General features: G+C 64.1%; 19 protein-coding genes. 8 read left to right on the plus strand and 11 right to left on the minus strand.

The window, feature by feature from the left end:
- Window positions 1-116 precede the first annotated feature (116 nt).
- From J3489_RS03685 to J3489_RS03710, 6 genes are all read left to right on the plus strand, one after another.
- Window positions 117-1,334 carry a CaiB/BaiF CoA transferase family protein gene (locus J3489_RS03685; RefSeq protein WP_206996347.1) on the plus strand — a complete coding sequence of 406 codons (1,218 nt, stop codon included), beginning with the start codon at window positions 117-119 and terminating at the stop codon, window positions 1,332-1,334.
- The gene (locus tag J3489_RS03690; protein WP_206996348.1) at window positions 1,331-2,329 is read left to right on the plus strand and encodes a hydroxymethylglutaryl-CoA lyase; all 999 of its coding nucleotides are present in this window, start codon (window positions 1,331-1,333) and stop codon (window positions 2,327-2,329) included. Before J3489_RS03685 ends, J3489_RS03690 begins: the two co-directional genes overlap by 4 nt.
- 91 nt (window positions 2,330-2,420) lie before the next feature.
- Window positions 2,421-3,779 carry an MFS transporter gene (locus J3489_RS03695; RefSeq protein WP_206996349.1) on the plus strand — a complete coding sequence of 453 codons (1,359 nt, stop codon included), beginning with the start codon at window positions 2,421-2,423 and terminating at the stop codon, window positions 3,777-3,779.
- Window positions 3,780-3,785: 6 nt separating this feature from the next.
- Window positions 3,786-3,944 carry a hypothetical protein gene (locus tag J3489_RS03700; RefSeq protein WP_206996350.1) on the plus strand — a complete coding sequence of 53 codons (159 nt, stop codon included), beginning with the start codon at window positions 3,786-3,788 and terminating at the stop codon, window positions 3,942-3,944.
- Window positions 3,945-4,066: 122 nt separating this feature from the next.
- Entirely contained in the window at window positions 4,067-5,392 is a 1,326-nt protein-coding gene (locus J3489_RS03705; protein ID WP_206996593.1) for an MFS transporter, read from the plus strand.
- Window positions 5,393-5,544: 152 nt separating this feature from the next.
- Window positions 5,545-5,793, plus strand: a complete 249-nt coding sequence (locus J3489_RS03710; protein WP_206996351.1) for a hypothetical protein — start codon at window positions 5,545-5,547, stop codon at window positions 5,791-5,793.
- Window positions 5,794-5,840: 47 nt separating this feature from the next.
- On the opposite strand, the gene pcaC is transcribed toward J3489_RS03710, so the two are convergent.
- The 9 genes from pcaC to pobA all read right to left on the minus strand — a co-directional run bounded on the left by pcaC (window position 5,841) and on the right by pobA (window position 13,540).
- Window positions 5,841-6,242 carry a 4-carboxymuconolactone decarboxylase gene (pcaC, locus tag J3489_RS03715; RefSeq protein WP_206996352.1) on the minus strand — a complete coding sequence of 134 codons (402 nt, stop codon included), beginning with the start codon at window positions 6,240-6,242 and terminating at the stop codon, window positions 5,841-5,843.
- Complete coding sequence (gene pcaD, locus J3489_RS03720; RefSeq protein ID WP_206996353.1) at window positions 6,239-7,030, minus strand: 3-oxoadipate enol-lactonase; 792 nt, start codon at window positions 7,028-7,030, stop codon at window positions 6,239-6,241. Before pcaD ends, pcaC begins: the two co-directional genes overlap by 4 nt.
- 5 nt (window positions 7,031-7,035) lie before the next feature.
- On the minus strand, window positions 7,036-8,403 hold the full coding sequence (locus J3489_RS03725) for a 3-carboxy-cis,cis-muconate cycloisomerase (protein ID WP_206996594.1): 1,368 nt from the start codon (window positions 8,401-8,403) through the stop codon (window positions 7,036-7,038).
- Between the two features lie 133 nt (window positions 8,404-8,536).
- Window positions 8,537-9,196, minus strand: a complete 660-nt coding sequence (locus J3489_RS03730) for a 3-oxoacid CoA-transferase subunit B (protein ID WP_206996354.1) — start codon at window positions 9,194-9,196, stop codon at window positions 8,537-8,539.
- Between the two features lie 72 nt (window positions 9,197-9,268).
- Window positions 9,269-9,970, minus strand: coding sequence for a 3-oxoacid CoA-transferase subunit A (locus J3489_RS03735; RefSeq protein ID WP_206996355.1), 702 nt, complete (start codon window positions 9,968-9,970; stop codon window positions 9,269-9,271).
- Between the two features lie 324 nt (window positions 9,971-10,294).
- Window positions 10,295-11,005, minus strand: coding sequence for a hypothetical protein (locus J3489_RS03740; protein ID WP_206996356.1), 711 nt, complete (start codon window positions 11,003-11,005; stop codon window positions 10,295-10,297).
- A complete protein-coding gene (locus J3489_RS03745) occupies window positions 10,993-11,679 on the minus strand; it encodes a DUF6402 family protein (RefSeq protein WP_206996357.1) in 687 nt (228 codons plus the stop codon). Before J3489_RS03745 ends, J3489_RS03740 begins: the two co-directional genes overlap by 13 nt.
- Before the next feature lie 10 nt (window positions 11,680-11,689).
- Window positions 11,690-12,283 carry a DUF6402 family protein gene (locus J3489_RS38260; protein WP_206996358.1) on the minus strand — a complete coding sequence of 198 codons (594 nt, stop codon included), beginning with the start codon at window positions 12,281-12,283 and terminating at the stop codon, window positions 11,690-11,692.
- Window positions 12,284-12,361: 78 nt separating this feature from the next.
- The gene (pobA, locus tag J3489_RS03755) at window positions 12,362-13,540 is read right to left on the minus strand and encodes a 4-hydroxybenzoate 3-monooxygenase (protein WP_206996359.1); all 1,179 of its coding nucleotides are present in this window, start codon (window positions 13,538-13,540) and stop codon (window positions 12,362-12,364) included.
- A 123-nt stretch (window positions 13,541-13,663) separates the two neighbouring features.
- Between pobA and J3489_RS03760 the strand changes: the two genes are divergently transcribed.
- Window positions 13,664-14,590 (plus strand): LysR family transcriptional regulator, encoded by a 927-nt coding sequence (locus J3489_RS03760; RefSeq protein ID WP_206996360.1) that lies wholly within the window; start codon window positions 13,664-13,666, stop codon window positions 14,588-14,590.
- A gap of 140 nt (window positions 14,591-14,730) precedes the next feature.
- A complete protein-coding gene (folE, locus tag J3489_RS03765; protein WP_206996361.1) occupies window positions 14,731-15,369 on the plus strand; it encodes a GTP cyclohydrolase I FolE in 639 nt (212 codons plus the stop codon).
- A 132-nt stretch (window positions 15,370-15,501) separates the two neighbouring features.
- Here the strand turns inward: folE and epsC are convergent, their stop codons facing one another.
- Window positions 15,502-16,428 carry a serine O-acetyltransferase EpsC gene (gene epsC, locus J3489_RS03770; protein ID WP_206996362.1) on the minus strand — a complete coding sequence of 309 codons (927 nt, stop codon included), beginning with the start codon at window positions 16,426-16,428 and terminating at the stop codon, window positions 15,502-15,504.
- Between the two features lie 92 nt (window positions 16,429-16,520).
- A complete protein-coding gene (locus J3489_RS03775) occupies window positions 16,521-16,760 on the minus strand; it encodes a hypothetical protein (protein ID WP_206996363.1) in 240 nt (79 codons plus the stop codon).
- Window positions 16,761-16,858 lie beyond the last annotated feature (98 nt).

Consider the following 16,858-nt stretch of genomic DNA (forward strand, 5'->3'; position numbering starts at 1 on the left):
CGTCTCGATCGCCTCGCACCCGCTTTCGCGTTTCGCGAAAGCGGGTTCTCCCACTGCCGCATTCCGCCCGCGCGAGCTCGCGTGCACAATCGTCTCCATCACAAGGAGACTTCATCATGAGCGGCCACCCCCCCATCCCGGCGTCGCCCGCCGCGCTCAAAGGCGTGCGCGTGATCGAAATGGGCCAACTGATCGCCGGCCCGTTCGCCGGCAAGACGCTCGGCGATTTCGGCGCCGACGTCATCAAGATCGAGCCGCCCGGCACCGGCGACCCGCTGCGCAACTGGCGCTTGATGAAGGAAGGCACCTCCGTCTGGTGGCAAGTCCAATCGCGCAACAAGCGCTCGCTCGCGCTCGATCTGCGCTGCGCCGACGGCCAGGACATCGCGCGCAAGCTGATCGCCGAGGCCGACGTCCTCATCGAAAACTTCCGCCCCGGCACGCTCGAAAGCTGGGGCATGGGTTACGAGCCGCTGTCGGAACTCAACCCGCGGCTCGTCATGCTGCGCATTTCCGGCTACGGCCAGACCGGCCCCTATCGCGACTTGCCGGGCTTCGGCTCGATCGGCGAGGCGATGGGCGGGCTGCGGCATCTGACGGGCGAACCGGGGCGCGTGCCCGTGCGTTGCGGCATCTCGATCGGCGACACGCTCGCCGCGCTGCATGGCGTGATCGGCGTGCTGACCGCGCTCTATCACCGCGACGCGAACGGCGGCAAAGGGCAGGTCATCGACGTCGCGCTTCACGAAGCCGTGTTCAACGTGATGGAAAGCCTGGTCCCCGAATACAGCGCGTTCGGCGCGGTGCGCGAAGCGGCCGGCAGCGCGTTGCCCGGCATCGCGCCGTCCAACGCGTACCGGTGCGCCGATGGCTACGTGCTGATCGCGGGCAACGGCGACAGCATCTTCAAGCGCTTGATGACGGCGATCGGCCGCGCCGATCTCGCCGCCGACCCCGCGCTCGCGAACAACGCGGGACGTGTCGAACGCGTCGACGAACTGGACCAGGCGATCGAGCGCTGGAGCGTCGAGCGCTCCGTGAAGGACGTGCTCGCCGCGCTGTCGGACGCCGGCGTCCCCGCCGGCAAGATCTACACGGCCAAGGACATCGCCGAAGACCCGCACTACCGCGCGCGCGGCATGATCGTGAGGCAAGCGACGCGCGACGGCTATGAAGTCGACGTGCCGGGCATCGTGCCGAAGCTGACGGCGACGCCGGGATCGATACGCTCGTCGGCGCCGAAGCTCGGCGACGACACCCACGATGTGCTGCGCGAAATCGGACTTTCCGGCGCGCGCATTGCCGAGCTGCGCGAAAAAGGCGCCATCGCATGAACGTCTGGAACGGGGAACGCCGTCGCATCCATATGCAGGAGGTCGGCACGCGCGACGGTTTGCAAGCCGAATGCGCGTTCGTCGACACCAAGGACAAGATCGCGCTCGTCGACGCGCTGTCGGAGTCGGGCGTGGCGAAGATCGAGGTGACCGCGTTCGTGTCGCCGCAAGCGATCCCTGCGCTGCGCGACGCCGAGATCGTGATGCGCGAGATCGAGCGCAAACCGGGCGTCGTCTATACCGCGCTCGTGCCGAACGTGCGCGGCGCCGAGCGCGCGATCGACGCGCGCGCGGACGAGCTGAACCTCGTGATGTCCGCGAGCGAGAGCCACAACCTGGCGAACCTGCGCATGACGCGCGACCAATCGTTCGGCGCGTTGAAACACGTCGCGAACCTCGCGCGCGACGCGAAGCTGCCCGTCAACATCTCGCTGTCTTGCGCGTTCGGCTGCCCGATGGAGGGCGACGTGTCCGAAGCCACGGTGCTCCGCTGGGCGCAACGCCTGATCGACGAGGCCGGCGCGCACGGCATCACGCTTTGCGACACGACCGGCATGGCCTATCCGAGCCAAGTCGCCAAGCTCACGGCGATGTTCTCGGAGCGTTGGCCCGGCACCGAACTGACGCTGCATTTCCACAATACGCGCGGCATGGGCCTCGCCAACGTGCTGGCCGCGATCGACGCGGGCGCGAATCGCTTCGACGCGTCGCTGGGCGGGATCGGCGGCTGCCCGTATGCGCCGGGTGCGAGCGGCAACGTCTGCAGCGAAGAGATCGTGCACGCGCTGGAGTGGATGGGATACGACACCGGTGTCGATCTTGCCGCGCTGATCGCGGCCTCGAAACGTCTGCCGGCGCTGATCGGCCACGACACGCCGGGCCAGATCGTCAAGGCAGGACGGCGGCTCGATCTGCATCCGCTGCCCGCGGATTTCGCGGCGATCCGCGAACGTGCGCTGCAACGCGACGGTAGGGCAGCAGAGCAACGAGATTAAGCGCAACCTATATCGCGAACAGTACGGGCGCCCCCACGGCAGACGATGAAAAATCGCTAAGGCGCCTTCCCCTAGCCCAGGAGACGACAACATGCAAGAAACCGACATCGCGCAGCCACCCAAAGCGCACTGGTACGACGGCCTCACACCCACGCACTGGCGCGTGCTGCGCGGCAGCTTCCTGGGCTGGATTTTCGACGGCTTCGAAGCGCTCGCGCTCGTCGTCGTGCTCGCGCCGATGCTCAAGTCGGTGCTGACGCCCGCGCAAGCGTTGTCGACGCCCGTCTACGCGGGCGGCGTGATCGGCATCACACTGCTCGGCTGGGGCGTCGGCGGCATGGTGGGCGGCATCCTCGCGGACTATGTCGGACGCAAGCGCATGATGCTGTGGTCGGTGTTCCTCTATGCGTTGTTCTCGGGGCTGACCGCGTTCTCCGGTTCGTTTTTGGTGCTGTGCTCGCTGCGCTTTCTCACGGGCCTCGCGATGGGCAGCGAATGGAGCACGGGCGTCGCGCTCGTTTCGGAAACGTGGCCCGAGCACGCTCGCGCGAAAGGCGCAGGGTTCTTGCAATCCGGATTCGGCTGGGGGACGCTGCTGGCGGTCGTCGTCTGGTATGCGCTCTCGTCGATGCATCCGCTGGGCGGACAGACGTGGCGCCTGATGTTCGTCGCCGGCGCACTGCCTGCGTTGTTCGTGCTCTATCTGCGCCGCGGATTGAGCGAATCGGAGAAGTGGCAAACGGCGGTCAAGGAGAAGCGCTGGAGCGCGACGGCCGACGCGAGCGGCCATGCTGTCGCGAAGGCAGGCAATCGAGACAAGCGCCCGTTCACGCTCAAGCAATTGTTCAGCGAACGCGAAGCGCTGCGCCGCACGCTGCTGACGATGCTCCTGTCGATCGTTTCGACCACGGGCTGGTGGGCCATCTCGAGCTGGCTGCCGACGTTCACGGTGTCCTTGGCGAAAGCGACGGGAGCCGCCGACGCCGTGGCGTGGGGCTCGCGGATCTCGATCGTCTACACCGCGGGAGCGATCGTCGCGTATCTGGCGGCGGGCTTCATCGTCGATTCGATCGGCCGGCGCGCGTTCCTGTGCATGACGTTCGCCGGCGCGCTGATCACGACGGTCATCACGTACCAGTACACGGCGACGCTGGGCGGGATGCTGATCATCGCGCCGATCAACGGGTTCTTTACGCTCGGCTGCGCGTATGCGTGGATGGCGATCTATCCGTCCGAGCTGTTCACGACGACCGTGCGCTCGACGGCGATCAGCTTCGTGTTCAACGCGGCGCGTTTGATCGCGTGGGTGTTTCCGATTCTGTCGGGATCGATGATCAAGACGTTCGGCGGGGTGTCGCATGCGGCGCTGATCATGAGCTCGTGCTACCTGCTCGGGATCGTGATTCCGTGGTTCTTGCCGGAGACGCGGGGCAAGGGCATGCCGGAGTGAGGGAGCATGAAGCGCGGCGCGTCAAACGATGCGCTGCACGATGCGCCGACGATCGCCGCCGTCATCGTCGAGACCTTACGGTTTGCATTCATCGGCTCGTCAGGAGCGGCCCAGGAGTCGGTATTCGCACGCATTGTTGAGTGCATTAGCAATGTGCGACATTAGCGCGGCTCGGAGACCGCCCGATAAACACGTCCCAAAACCAAGAGGCAACAATGTCCCACCAGAAGTCGGCTGAAATTGCTGCGCGGTTCGACCGCCTGCCCCCGTCGCGCACCGTCTGGACGATGGTGATCCTGATCTCGCTCGGCGGCGTATTCGAGTTCTACGACCTGTTCTTCACGGGCTACGTGGCGCCCGGCATGGTCGAATCGGGGCTCTTCAAGCCCGAATCGCTCGGCATCTTCGGCTCGCTCGCCGGGCTCGCGGTGGCCGGCTTCGGCACCTTCGTGTTCTCGACGTTCGCCGGGCTCTGGATCGGCGCGCTGATCTTCGGCTCGGTGGCCGACCGCTTCGGGCGACGCTTCATCTTCACGTGGTCGCTCGTCTGGTACATGGTCTGCACGATCATCATGGCGTTCCAGACCTCCGGCCAGTGGATCAACATCTGGCGCATCATCGCGGGCATCGGCATCGGCGTCGAGCTCGTCACGATCGATTCCTACATCTCCGAGCTGATTCCGAGCGCCGAGCGCGGCCGCGCGTACGCCGCGAACCAGTTCATCACGTTCTCCGTGGTGCCGGTGATCGCGTTCCTCGCGTGGGCGCTGAAAGGGACGCAGCCGTTCGGCCTCGAATATTGGCGCGTGGTGATTCTGATCGGCTCGGTCGGCGCGCTCGCCGTGTGGTTCATCCGCCGCAACGTGCCGGAAAGCCCGCGCTGGCTCGCGCGTCAGGGCCGCGTCGACGAAGCCGAGCGCATCATCGCCGACATCGAAAGCCGCGTCGCCAAGGAAAAAGGCATCGCGCTGCCGCCGCCGCAAGTCGCGGCGCAGGAGCGCGAAGGCCGCGGCTCCTACGCCGAGATCTTCGGCCCGCTCTATCTGAAGCGCACGATCATTCTGTCGATCTTCAACATGGCGCAGGTCATCGGCTTCTACGGCTTTGCCGCGTGGGTGCCGACGCTCTTGATCCATCGCGGCGTCCACGTGACCGCGAGCCTCGGCTACGCATTCATCATTGCGATTGCGAACCCGTTCGGTCCGCTGCTCGGCACCTGGTTCGCCGACAAGGTCGAGCGCAAGACGCAAATCTGCACCGCGCTGTTTGTGATGGGCGTCGTGATCGCGCTCTTCTCGCAGGCGTCCGACCCGACGATCCTGATCATCCTCGGCGTGCTGTTCACGCTCGCGTCGAACATCATGTCGTACGCGTATCACGGCTACCAGGCGGAGCTGTATCCGACGCGCGTGCGCGCCCGCGCGGTGGGCTTCGTCTACTCGTGGAGCCGGATCGCGGCAGCCTTCGCGGGCCTCGCGATCGGCATTCTGCTGCACGGCTACGGCGTGCCGGGGGTCGCCGTGTTCATCGGCGCGTCGATGGTGGTCGCGATCTGCATGATCCTGCTCGGGCCGTCCACGCGTGGGCGCTCGCTCGAGTCGATCAATCATTGACGGCGCGCGCAGCGATGCTGCGGTGACGCTCGCGTGACATTCGTCTGGCGTTTTGCACCCGCAACGTGCGCAACGCCAGCGTTCGGCGTACGCTTGACGGCAGCGCCGCTGTCGCGCTACATCGCGCGGCCGGTGCCGATAAGGGGACACCGATGAAAGCACCCGTCAGAACCGGCACCCATATCGAAGGCATTCACTGGGTGGCCGAATACTCGGAGACGGCGCACGAGATTCGCGTGCTGCGTGAAGGGTTCGAAGTCGGCGTCTATTGCGCGCCGCCTACTCTATTCGGCGACGAGGCCGACGCCGGCTCGAAAAGCTGCGCCGACCATCGCGCCGTAGAGGCCGCCATCCGCGCGTTCCTGATGCGCTTCGTCGCCGACCACGACGCGGAGGAATAGCGGGGCCGCCGCCCCTCTTGGCCGCCTCTCTTCATGACGCGGCGGTCTTATTCGGCGGAGGCCGCCCCGCCCGCGTCTTCCTCGCGGAACACCTTGTCCGCCAGGTGAAACGCCGAATTCGCTGCCGGCACGCCGCAGTAGATCGCTGTCTGCAGCAGCACTTCCTTGATTTCGTCGCGCGTCACGCCGTTGTTCTTCGCCGCGCGCAAATGCATCGCCAGCTCCTCGCCGCGGTTCAGCGCCACCATCATCGCAATCGTCAGCAGGCTGCGCGTATGGCGCGGCAAGCCTTCGCGCGCCCAGATCTCGCCCCACGCATAGCGCGAAATGAAATTCTGGAACTCCGTCGTCAGCTCCGTGCGGTTCGCGAGCGAGCGATCCACGTGCGCGTCGCCGAGCACCGCGCGGCGCACCTTCATCCCAGCTTCGTAGCGTTCTTCGTCGTTCATTGCGGCCCTGCCAGGAAATCGAGCACTGTCGGCGTAAATTCATCAGCCCGCTCGATATTGGAAATGTGGAAGGCGTCCAGCTCGGCGTAGCGCGCGCCGGGAATGCCGCTCACGAGCGCGCGGCCTTGCTCGGCAGTGGTCGAGACGTCGTGCGTGCCCGCGATCACGAGCGACGGCACCTTGATGCCGGCGAGCTCGCCGCGCAGATCGGCTCCGTCGATGGCTTCGCAGTTCGATGCATAGCCTTCGTTGTTCGTGTGCACGAACACGTCCCGGATCTGGGCGAAGACGAGCGGCTCGCTCTCGATGAACCCGGCGCTGAACCAGCGCGACAGCACCGCATCCGCAATCGCGAGCATGCCCTCTTCGCGAGCCCGCTTCGCACGCGGCACCCAGATTTCCGGCGAACCGATGTGCGCCGCCGTGTTGGACAGCACGACACGGTTCAAGCGCTCAGGATGGCGCGCCGCGAGCGCGATCCCCGTCAGGCCGCCCATCGAGATGCCGCAGAAATTCGCGCGTTCGATCGCGAGCGCATCGAGCAGGCCGAGCACATCGCCGGTCAATTGCTCGATCGTGTACGGCCCCTTGGGCGCATCGGAATGGCCGTGGCCGCGCGTGTCGTAGCGCAGCACGCGGAAGTGCTGCGAAAAAGCCTCGACTTGCGCGGTCCACATCGACAGATCCGCGCCGAGCGAATTCGACAGCACGAGCCACGGCGCGGCGGCGCGCCGGGCGCCATCGACACGATAGTGAAGGTTGATGCCATTGACGGCAGCGTGGGGCATTGCGATTACTCCTGGTCGGCTGCAGCGGCGTGCAGCAATAGAACGGCGTCGACGTACGCATGCGCCTGCCCGACGTACTGCGCCGGATCGAGCAGTTGCTGCAAGCGTGCGACGGGAAGATGGGCGGTGACGGCATCGTCGGCGGCGAGCACGTCGAAGAGCGTTCGGCCCGTTTGCACGGCCGTCTTCGACGCGTGCTCGACGAGCTTGTGCGCGTCGAGCCGGCCGATCTTGTCGCCGAGCGCGAGCATCACCGCCTCGCCGAGAATGAGGCCGTGCGTGACTTCGAGATTGGCCGCGAGACGCTCGACATCGACATTCAGGCCCGCGAGGATCTGGCCGGTCTGCGCGAGCGCGCCGCCGGCGAGACGCGCGAGATCGGGCAACGCGTCCCACTCGGCCTGCCAGCCGCCGAGCGCGCGCTCGTGCTCCTGAACCATGCCGGCGAACACGGTGGCGACAAGCCCCGGCGCGCGAGCCGCCGCGGTCAGCACCGCCGCGCAGCCGACCGGGTTGCGCTTGTGCGGCATCGTCGACGAGCCGCCCTTGCCGGGCGCCGCGGGTTCCGCGAGCTCGCCGATTTCGGTCTGCATTTGCAGCGAGATGTCGCGCGCGATCTTGCCGAGCGTGCCGATCAGCATGCCAAAGAGCGAGGCCGATTCGGCAATCCGGTCGCGCTGCGTGTGCCACGGCACCGCGGGCAGCGCGAGGCCCAGCTCCTTTGCAAGCGACGCGGCCACGGCAGGCGCCGCATCGCGCAAGCTCGCGAGCGTGCCGGCCGCGCCGCCGAATTGCAGCACGAGCACGCGCGCACGCAATTCGCCAAGGCGCGCGCGGTGCCGCAACAGCGCGTCGAGCCACTGCGCGAACTTGAGGCCGAGCGTCATCGGCAGCGCCTGCTGCAGCCACGTCCGGCCGATCAGCGGCGTCGCGCGATGTTGCTTCGCCAGCGCGGCGAGCGCATCGCAAGACACGCGCAAATCGGCGTCGAGCAACGCGAACGTATCGCGCAGTTGCAGCACCGTGGCCGTATCGATGACGTCCTGGCTCGTCGCGCCCCAATGGACGTATTTCGACGCCTCGGCATCGATATCCTTCACGCTCGCCGTAAGCTGCTTGACGAGCGGAATCGCCAGATTGCCGCCGAGCGCCGCATCGCGCGCAAGCGCGCCGGCGTCGAGCCGGTCCGCGTGACACGCGGTTTCGATCGCGCCGACCGCCGCCTGCGGAATCACACCATGCGCCGCCGACGCGCGCGCAAGCGCCGCTTCGACATCGAGCATCCGCTGCAGCGTGGCGCGCGGCGACCACACGTCGTTCATCGGCTGCGTCCCGCAGATGAGGCTAGTGAGGCGTGCGCTGGCTTCTAGCATGAAATGGGTGGACATTGAAAACCGCGCCGTGGCTGCAAAGGCGGGAAACGAGCGGCGCGCGAGACTCGCGAACTGCCATTGTCTCGCGAAGCCGCTTTTTGGGTATGCGTGAATACGCCCGGCTAAGGGCGTTTCAAGCCGAAGCGGCGGCCTGGGTCGCGTCGATGAGCGCGATGCCCGTCAGCTTCTGTAATTCGTCGAACGAGATGTCGGAAAAGATCTCGCGCACGGCGAGCCCTTCTTTCGTGACGTCGATCACGGCGAGGTCGGTATAGATGCGGTCGACGCAGCCGATGCCCGTCACCGGGTACGAGCACTGCCCGACGAGCTTGCTTTCACCCTGCTTCGTCAAGTGCTCCATCATCACGTAGACCTGCTTCGCGCCAATCGCGAGATCCATCGCGCCGCCGACGGCCGGAATCGCATCGGGTGCGCCCGTGTGCCAGTTCGCGAGGTCGCCCTTCTCCGAGACCTGGAACGCGCCCAGCACGCAAAAATCCAGATGGCCGCCGCGCATCATCGCGAACGAATCCGCGTGATGGAAGAACGCGCCGCCCGTGAGCAGCGTCACGTGCTGCTTGCCGGCGTTGATCAGCTCGTCGTCTTCCTCGCCGGGCGCCGGCGCCGGGCCCATGCCGAGCAGGCCGTTTTCGCTGTGCAGGAAGATTTCGCGGTCGGCGGCGAGGTGGTTCGCCACCAGCGTCGGCACGCCGATGCCGAGGTTCACGTAAGCGCCTTCAGGGATGTCCTGGGCGACGCGCTTGGCCATTTCATCGCGGGTCAGTCGTTTCATCGTCGATTCTCCTGTCGGTCGGAGTTGGCGCTTTAGCGCTTACTCTGACCTCATGCAAAGCTCGGGCACTCGTTAGGCGGCTTGTTCGGCGTGGGCGTCGCGGTGCACCGTCTGCGGCACCGCGACCACGCGCTGCACGAAGATGCCGGGCGTGACGATCACTTCCGGATCGAGCGCGCCGAGCGGCACGACTTCCGACACTTGCGCGATCGCGGTCTTCGCCGCACTCGCCATGATCGGGCCGAAGTTGCGCGCCGTCTTGCGGTAGACGAGATTGCCCCAGCGGTCGCCCCGGTACGCCTTGATCAGCGCGAAATCCGCGTGCAGCGGCGCTTCGAGCACATAGTGCTTGCCGTCGATCAGACGCGTTTCCTTGCCCTCGGCGAGCTTCGTGCCATAGCCGGTGGGCGTGAAGAAGCCGCCGATGCCGGCGCCCGCCGCGCGAATGCGCTCCGCGAGGTTGCCCTGCGGCACGAGCTCCAGTTCGATCTCGCCTGCGCGATAGAGCGCGTCGAATACGTAGGAATCGGTCTGGCGCGGGAACGAGCAGATGATCTTGCGCACGCGCTTGGTCTTGAGCAATGCGGCCAGGCCCGTGTCGCCGTTGCCCGCGTTGTTGTTCACGATGGTCAGATCGCGCGCGCCCTGCTCGATCAACGCATCGATCAGCTCGGACGGCATCCCGGCCGTGCCGAAGCCGCCGATCATGATCGTCGCTCCGTCGTATACGTCGGCCACCGCCGACTGGAGGGATTCGAAAATCTTGTTAACCATGCTGTCTTCCTGATGTTGCGGCGCTGTCGGCTGGCCTTAGCGCTTTAGCGCTTAGGCCAGTCCCATGCAAAGCTGCCGACCGCTAGGTGAAGGGGCGCGCCCGAAAGCGTGCCCGGCGTCTCCGTCAACCGTCGCGCGGGAGGTGCGTCGGCTGCGTTTTGTTCGTATTTCGAACATAGATTCGATTAGCGAACGTTTCAACGCATCATAGAGTCGGGGCGAACCGCTTGTCAAGGATCGTCAGACGGGCAGCCTTGACTGCGCGCCTCCTTGGCGCTACCGCACGTGCGATGCATATCGCCGTCATGCACGCGCGCAAAACGCTCAAGGAAATCGCGCCCGCAGCCAATCGAGCTTGGTAGGCGGCAGGCTCAGCCTGCCGCCATAGCCGTCGTCGTCGCCATGACCGTAATTCAATTTGCCGGGCTTTGTCGTGATCACGCGGGCATCCCAGAACCCATCGCCTAGAGAAAAATAGAATAAGCGCTCCGCCAGTAAGTCGCCCGTCGCGGCGGAAAATAGCTGCAACCGCATTCTTTTCTCAAAAAACGGGGCCCACGAGGCGACTTCGCATAGCCGTACTTCATAGCGCCGTCCGCCATCTTCGAATACGTTACCGCCCATTGTCTCAGTCATCATCGCGGTGTACTTCTCGCAACCGTACGGACCCGAGCTCCACACCGGACCGGAGTTCCACCACAGGTTCCAAAGGTTGAGCAACAGTGCGGCAATGCCGATCCGCAACGCCACCGTTGTGGCCAATTTGAATGTGCGGTGTGCACGGCCTGATGCCGAATCGGCGAATACATAGGCCCAGCTGCGTAGCAGGCAAATTGCAATGAAGGTGAACTTTATTGCGCGCCAGAGGAATTCTGGTACGAGCATGCTACGCAGTAGCGTTCGTTCGAGAAAGGGCGCTGTGTCCCAATAGTCATAAAGATCGTAGACAGCTTGTGCCATCCATACCAATGCGATCATCAACGTGATCGTGTATTTCAACTGCGGCTGCCTGATGGCTCGGATTAAAGAAGACATTCGGGCAGCTCCACAGTAATCGGGGTTTTCAATTGAATGAATATTCGATCTGAATAAATCAGGAAATCGCCGCCTTGCTGGTGTTGCCGCTGCCAAGCTCGGAAATCTCGATTGCGGATCGGATAATAGACGCTGCGCTCCAACAACGGGAGTTCGGTATAAACCGGGTTGTCGGTGCCATTCCACAGGTGGGGGCGTATTTGCGGTTGCTGTCCGAACTCCTTACTTACATAGTCACCCGCCAACGATGCCGCCAGCCACAACATGTCATGCTTATTCCAATGCCCAAGATATTGCGAATGGCCATCACCATCATCCGCAAAAGAATAGTTTTCCTTGGCATAGACATAGATGTGCGTAATGTGCACGGTTCGCCGTATGTAATAGCGCACGCCATGGCTTTCGTGGCGCCCATAGGTTTGGCTTTCGACCCGCGCCAAACCGGTAGCGGCATAGAAATAGAAGTTGCCCAGCGCGGCGGATATATCGCGTGCGAATACCGAGCGCCAAATATCCACCTTACTATGCTGAAATTGAAACCGCGCATGCAATTGCTCAATATCCTCCCCGCACAACGCCCAGGTAAGCAGCCAACCGCTTTTCATCCCCGTTCGATCGAAGAACCGCTGCAGCATCCCTGGCCCCTCGCCAGGCTTGCCTTTTAGCACCTCCATTGCCCCTGAGCTATAAATGGCATTTTTTACTCAAATCATCGTACTGGCTCTGGATCAAGTCATGCCGCAACAACCACTCCAACTTTACGCTCTCGGTATCTACCATGCTTTTTGGATACGGTTGGCCGAATTGATTGATGCCATAGGTTTCATCGTGCTTGGTCCGCGAATAATTAAGCTGACCAGCAAACCAGCGGCGCATCAATTTCGCCGAGACTTTCAGCCCGAGTGCATCCATTGCGCGGGGAATGTCTTGGATGTCAAACGGTGGCACGGTAGGTGCGGGCGGCGCGGGTGGCTTCGGCGCCGCCTTGACCTTGGGCATGGGCGGAGGCGGCGGAGTACGCACCCAATCGATGAAATCGAGAATGTCCGTCACCATTTTCACCACGCCATCGGTCTCAACCCGCGGCGGGGTCTTCACGGGTGGCGCAGGCGGGGGTGGCGACGCATGGATCAACTTCGGCGGCGGCCGCTCCAGCCTTAAGCACACGTCCTCGATCCGAACCGGCGTGCAGCCTTGCTCGCCTTCATGTAATTGCCAGCGCGGCCTGAATAAGCCATCCAGCTTGTAATACGGCGATGGGCCGTTTGTATTGTCCAATGCTTGCCTCCTCTCGTGTACACACAAACCGGAGATTGTAAGCATATCGAAATGAATACGCCATGCGACACCATGTCTCTACGCCACAAACGGCAGCCCCACATAGTTCTCCGCCAGCGATTGCGCCGCCGCGCGCGAGCTCGTCACGTACTTCAGCTCCGCCATCTTCAGGCGATTGCCGAACGGCGTGTCGTCGTAAGACGAGTGCAGCATGTTGGTCATGAAATACGAAAAGTGCTCCGCACGCCAAATGCGTTCGAGGCAGGTCTGCGAGTAGGCGTCGAGCAGATCGGCGCGCGCATCGCGGTAGCGCGCCGCCAGCGCCTTCGACAGCACGCGCACGTCGGACACGGCGAGATTCATTCCCTTCGCGCCGGTAGGCGGCACGATGTGCGCCGCGTCGCCCGCGAGGAACAGGCGCCCGAACTGCATCGGCTCGGTGACGAAGCTGCGCATCGGCGTCACGCTCTTCTGCGTGATGCGCCCTTCGTTCGGCAACCAACCGCTGCTATTTTCGAAGCGCGTGCGCAGCTCTGCCCAGATGCGCTCGTCGGACCACTGCGCAAGGTCTTCCTCGGGATGGCATTGCAGATAGAGGCGCGTGACGCTCGGCGAACGCATGCTGAAGAGCGCAAAGCCGCGCTCGTGATGCGCGTAGACGAGCTCGTCCTTGGACGGCACCGCGTCTGCCAGGATGCCGAGCCAGGCGAACGGATAGACGCGTTCGTAGGTGCGCAGCACGCCGGCCGGAATCGACGCGCGCGAAATGCCATGGAAACCATCGCATCCCGCCACGTAGTCGCAATCGATCCGCTGCTCGACGCCGCGGTGCTTGAAGCGGACGTGCGGCGCATCGCTTTGCAAATCGTGCAGCGACACGTCCTCCGCCTCGAAATAGAGCGGCTGTTCGTGCTCGAGCGCAGCCGCGATGAGATCGCGCACGACTTCATGCTGGCTATAAACGGTAATCGAGCGCCCGCCCGTGAGCGCCGTCACGTCGATGCGGTGCAGTTCGCGCCCGAACAGCAGTTCGATGCCGTGATGCACGAGCCCTTCGCGCTGCATCCGCGCACCGAGCCCGGCTTCGTTGAGCGTATCGACCGTGCCTTGTTCGAGCACGCCGGCGCGGATGCGGTTCTCGCAATACTCGCGCGCGCGCGCCTCGACGATCACGGAATCGATGCCTTGCAAACGAAGCAGATGGGAAAGCAAGAGGCCTGCGGGCCCCGCGCCGATGATGGCGACTTGTGTGCGCATGTTCGTCTCCTGAACATTGGTTCGATTAATGAAACGATTGTCGGCGCTTTCCCCAATATGCGGCAACGCGATTATGCGAATACCTTGTATACGCAATAGCGATAAAGGTAGCGTAAGACCGCGATGCAAGAACTCGACTTGAATTTGATTCCTTACCTGGTCGCGATGGAAGACGCGCGCAACGTAAGCCGCGCCGCCGAGCTGCTAGGCGTGAGCCAGCCGCGCGTGTCGACGGCGCTCGGGCGGCTGCGCAAGTATTTCGGCGATCCGCTCTTCGTGCGCACGTCGCGCGGCATGGAGCCGACGCCGCGCGCGCTCGCCCTCATCCCCGCCGCGCGCGAGGCGCTTCTATCCATCGAACGCGGGGTGCTCGACGCTCAGCAGTTCGACCCGGCCACGACGACCCGCACGTTCTCGATCGCGCTCTCCGACGTCGGCGAGATCGTGTTCCTGCCGCGCCTCTTGCAGCTCTTCGCCGAGCGCGCGCCGCACGCGAACCTGCGTTCGGTCTCGCTGCCGCCCGCGCACGTCGAACGCGGGCTCGAAACGGGCGACGTGGACCTCGCGATCGGCTATTTCCCCGACCTCTCCGGAAGCAATTTTTTTCAGCAACGGTTGTTTACGCACCGCTTCATCTGCTTGCTGAGAAGCGGCCATCCGCTCGCGGGTGCGCCGCTCGCGCTCGACCCGTTTCTCGCCTGCGGCCACGCGGTCGTGCGCGCCGAAGGACGCAGCCAGGAAGTGCTCGAAAAGTTCCTGGAGAAAAATCGCATCCGCCGCCGCGCCGTGCTCGAGACGCCGCACTTCATGAGCCTGCCGTTCATCCTCGCACGCACCGACCTGATCGCGACCGTGCCGCATGCGATCGGCTTCGCGTACGCCGCCGAGCATGCGTCGATCACGCTCGCCGAGCCGCCTTTGCCGCTGCCGCATTTCGATCTCAAGCAGCACTGGCACCGCAAGTATCACAACGATCCGCGGCTGTCGTGGCTGCGCGGCGTCGTCTCCGAACTGTTCAACGACGCTGCCGACGAATGGCCCAAGTCATGACCCGATTCATGACTCGAGTACGCTGCGCGAAATGAAGTCGGGGTGCCCCGGGCGGCGCCGCAAAAAACATGGAACAATGCGGAACGCGTGACGGATAGGGATTGCCCGGCTGCGGCGAATCGGCACATCAGGAGCCAAGGATGACGAACGAATCTCGAGCAAAAAAGCACAACGGCGACGCTTTGAGCCGGCCGACACGCGAAGAAGCGGAAGCCGCAGTCGGCGTGCTGTTGCGCTGGGCCGGCGACGATCCCGAGCGCGAAGGCTTGCTCGAAACCCCGGCGCGCGTCGTGCGCGCGTACGAAGAGTTCTTCTCGGGCTATCAGCAGGACCCGCGTGAAATCCTGGCGCGCACGTTCTCCGAAGTGGACGGCTACGACGAAATGATCGTGCTGAAGGACATCCGCTTCGAAAGCTATTGCGAGCACCACATGGTGCCGATCATCGGTCGCGCGCACGTTGCGTACTTGCCGGAGCATCGCGTGGTCGGCATTTCGAAGCTCGCGCGGCTCGTCGACGCGTTTGCGAAGCGTCTGCAGATCCAGGAGAAGATGACCGCGCAAATCGCCGATACGCTGAACGAGATCCTGCAGCCGAAGGGCGTCGGCGTGATCCTCGAGGCGGCCCATCAATGCATGTCGACGCGCGGCGTGCACAAGCCGGGCGTCGAGATGGTCACGTCGCGGATGCTCGGCACGTTCCGCACGGATCCGTCGACGCGGCGCGAGTTTCTATCGATCGTGTCGAACAGCACGGCGTACAACGTGCCGAATACGTGAGCGCTAGGGAGATCGGCTCGGACGAATGCCTGCCCATTTCGAGATGGGAATTGTCACAAATGGCAATGTCATTACAACCAGGCTACAGCTGTATTTCGAACCTTACCGGCCGGACCGTCGGCAAGCCCGGCGTCACGACTTCGCTTCGTCGCGGCGATCGCCTTCGCGGATCTTGCCCTGCGACACGCTGCTGCCCGGCGGCACGCTGTGCGTGAGCCATACGTTGCCGCCGATCACCGAACCCCGCCCGATCGTCACGCGCCCGAGTATCGTCGCGCCCGCATAGATCACGACATCGTCTTCGACCACCGGATGGCGCGCATTGCCCTTGACGAGCGCGCCGTCGCCATCGGCTGGAAAACTCTTCGCGCCGAGCGTCACCGCCTGATAAAGACGCACGCGTTCGCCGATGATCGCCGTTTCGCCGATCACGACGCCCGTGCCGTGGTCGATGAAAAAGCTCGGGCCGATCTGCGCGCCGGGGTGGATGTCGATGCCGGTCGCCGAGTGCGCGATCTCGTTGATGAAACGCGCAAGCAACGGCACGCCAAGACGATGCAAAGCGTGCGCGAGCCGATGATGCATCATCGCCAACACGCCGGGATAGCACAGCAGGATTTCGGTGATGTGCTGGGCGGCCGGATCGCCCGCATACGCGGCCTGAATGTCGCTCACGAGCAGCGCGCGAATCTTCGGCAACTGCGCGCCGAAATCGCGCGCGATTGCGAATGCCGTCGCTCTCAGTTCGTCGTTGGAGGTATCGGCGTGCTCGGGCAGAAAGCGCAGCGCGCGGCGGACCTGTTCGGCGAGCAGCCGCAGCGTGCTTTCGAGCGTGGTCCCGACGTAGTAGTCGACGCTTTCGTCGGTCAGATCGGGCGCACCGTAGTGCGTCGGGAAAAGCGCGGCGCGCAGGCCGGTGACGATGCCGCAGATCGCATCGCGGGAAGGCAATTCCCGAATGCCGCGCGGATGGCGCGTGCGATGCAGTTGTTCGCGCGAGGCGCGCAACTCGGCGACGATTTGCTCAAGACCCCAGTTGTGGGACTGCGAATTCGACATGATGACGCGGCAGCCGCTTATCGCGGCTGTTAAGTGAAGTGTCCGCAAAGATTACCGCTTTTTTGCCGCCTTCGCGCGAGGCCCGATGGGAGTCAGATCGTCACGCTGCTCGCGTCGATCCAGCGCACGGCCCAGTCGCGCGCGTGCGCAATCGCGGAAGCTTCATCCGTAAAACGCAGCTCATTCGGAAAGAAACGATTGGCGACGAGTTCTCCGTCGCTCGAACGGGAGATCACGACATACGCCTGGTAGGTGCCGTCGCCCGAGCGCGCCGGCGCGCAGTTCAACAAGTAGCCGCGATGTGTGAATGCAGCGTCGAAATCGAAATGCATGAGTCACCTGCCCTGAGTGCCCTGCCTGGTTTATTCGAGTTGTACGCACAATTGGGGAGTTCGCCGCGGGTTTGAACGGCACGCACGACGAACATGTA

The sequence above is a fragment of the Trinickia mobilis genome, from assembly GCF_017315705.1.
In the GTDB taxonomy this organism is placed as follows: Bacteria; Pseudomonadota; Gammaproteobacteria; order Burkholderiales; family Burkholderiaceae; genus Trinickia_A; species Trinickia_A mobilis.

Bases quoted from the DNA above. Each gene is read 5' to 3' on its own strand.
- J3489_RS03745 (WP_206996357.1), bottom strand. From the start codon at position 11,679: ATGGAGGTGCTAAAAGGCAAGCCTGGCGAGGGGCCAGGGATGCTGCAG.
- J3489_RS03730 (WP_206996354.1), bottom strand. From the start codon at position 9,196: ATGAAACGACTGACCCGCGATGAAATGGCCAAGCGCGTCGCCCAGGAC.
- J3489_RS03740 (WP_206996356.1), bottom strand. From the start codon at position 11,005: ATGTCTTCTTTAATCCGAGCCATCAGGCAGCCGCAGTTGAAATACACG.
- J3489_RS03700 (WP_206996350.1), top strand. From the start codon at position 3,786: ATGAAGCGCGGCGCGTCAAACGATGCGCTGCACGATGCGCCGACGATC.
- J3489_RS03705 (WP_206996593.1), top strand. From the start codon at position 4,067: ATGGTGATCCTGATCTCGCTCGGCGGCGTATTCGAGTTCTACGACCTG.
- J3489_RS03685 (WP_206996347.1), top strand. From the start codon at position 117: ATGAGCGGCCACCCCCCCATCCCGGCGTCGCCCGCCGCGCTCAAAGGC.
- J3489_RS03725 (WP_206996594.1), bottom strand. From the start codon at position 8,403: ATGCTAGAAGCCAGCGCACGCCTCACTAGCCTCATCTGCGGGACGCAG.
- J3489_RS03690 (WP_206996348.1), top strand. From the start codon at position 1,331: ATGAACGTCTGGAACGGGGAACGCCGTCGCATCCATATGCAGGAGGTC.
- J3489_RS03735 (WP_206996355.1), bottom strand. From the start codon at position 9,970: ATGGTTAACAAGATTTTCGAATCCCTCCAGTCGGCGGTGGCCGACGTA.
- pcaC (WP_206996352.1), bottom strand. From the start codon at position 6,242: ATGAACGACGAAGAACGCTACGAAGCTGGGATGAAGGTGCGCCGCGCG.
- J3489_RS03775 (WP_206996363.1), bottom strand. From the start codon at position 16,760: ATGCATTTCGATTTCGACGCTGCATTCACACATCGCGGCTACTTGTTG.
- folE (WP_206996361.1), top strand. From the start codon at position 14,731: ATGACGAACGAATCTCGAGCAAAAAAGCACAACGGCGACGCTTTGAGC.
- pcaD (WP_206996353.1), bottom strand. From the start codon at position 7,030: ATGCCCCACGCTGCCGTCAATGGCATCAACCTTCACTATCGTGTCGAT.
- J3489_RS03760 (WP_206996360.1), top strand. From the start codon at position 13,664: ATGCAAGAACTCGACTTGAATTTGATTCCTTACCTGGTCGCGATGGAA.
- J3489_RS03710 (WP_206996351.1), top strand. From the start codon at position 5,545: ATGAAAGCACCCGTCAGAACCGGCACCCATATCGAAGGCATTCACTGG.
- pobA (WP_206996359.1), bottom strand. From the start codon at position 13,540: ATGCGCACACAAGTCGCCATCATCGGCGCGGGGCCCGCAGGCCTCTTG.
- epsC (WP_206996362.1), bottom strand. From the start codon at position 16,428: ATGTCGAATTCGCAGTCCCACAACTGGGGTCTTGAGCAAATCGTCGCC.
- J3489_RS03695 (WP_206996349.1), top strand. From the start codon at position 2,421: ATGCAAGAAACCGACATCGCGCAGCCACCCAAAGCGCACTGGTACGAC.